Here is a 599-nt window from a genome sequence, read left to right on the forward strand (position 1 = left end):
GTAGGGGCTGAGGTATTTTTCGTTGCGCCCTCAGCGGTGATTTTTAGTCCGGAACTCAGATGAACAATCTCATTAGTACCAAATATATCATTGCCTACTGTATCGAAATCTTCGCTCCCGGATGCAGACGCGGTGATCACATTCAGCACAAAACCAGCAGAATGCGCGCTCGCATGGCCGCCCGAATGCATTGCGGTAGCAGTGAACGTGTGTTTGCCATCAGCGAGCTCACGGGAGATTTCATAGATCCAGACACCTTTTGAATCTGCAATAACAGAGCCACGCAGCCCGGACTCATCGTAAACCCTCACGATACTGCCTGCTTCTGCTTCACCGAACAGTCTCGGCGTGCTGTCATCAATTGTCGCGCCGCCATACACCCCGAAAGTAGAGCCATCATCGTAGGTTTCTTCGGCAGCGAAGATAGATGGCGTGCCCGGTGTAGGCTTGTCGTCCATGTTGGTGTCAACATAGTTGACCACATAGCTGTCACTGGCGGCACTTGTGTTACCCGCCGCATCGGTGGCCGTGGCCGTGATGATGCGGTTGCCGAACGTTGGCTGGAACGGCGCCGTCATCTGGAATACCCAGTGACCGGA

At 53.9% G+C, this 599-nt stretch carries 1 protein-coding gene; it reads right to left on the bottom strand.

The window, feature by feature from the left end; translation table 11 throughout:
- Nucleotides 1–599: Ig-like domain-containing protein (locus J1784_RS00250; protein WP_217147579.1), on the bottom strand; the 599-nt coding region annotated here is incomplete at both ends.

The sequence above is a fragment of the Rahnella ecdela genome (assembly GCF_019049625.1).
In the GTDB taxonomy this organism is placed as follows: domain Bacteria; phylum Pseudomonadota; class Gammaproteobacteria; order Enterobacterales; family Enterobacteriaceae; genus Rahnella; species Rahnella ecdela.